This is a genomic window from Pseudomonas sp. SDT291_1_S447 (assembly GCF_054070155.1).
Genome location: NZ_JBSVXS010000381.1, coordinates 1 through 241 on the forward strand (window position 1 = coordinate 1; position 241 = coordinate 241).

Genomic DNA, 241 nt, shown 5'->3' on the forward strand with positions numbered 1-241 from the left:
GAAGTAGTGATCGTCGACAGCGTGCGAACCGGCCTGGCCAAATCCTTTCGCGGCAAGTTCAACCAGACCCGCCCGGATGACATGGCGGCCCATTGCGTCAACGCGCTGCTGACCCGCAATGGCATCGACCCGGCGACGGTGGAGGACTGCATCGTCGGCGCCGGCTCCAACGAGGGCGCACAGGGCTACAACATCGGGCGCAACGTGGCAGTGTTGTCGCAACTGGGCACCGGCACGGCCG

1 protein-coding gene is annotated in these 241 nt (G+C 66.0%); it reads left to right on the forward strand.

Annotated elements, in window-relative coordinates; translation table 11 throughout:
* The coding region (locus ACW9IR_RS30005) for a thiolase family protein (protein WP_457466231.1) at positions 1–241 on the forward strand (241 nt) is incomplete at both ends.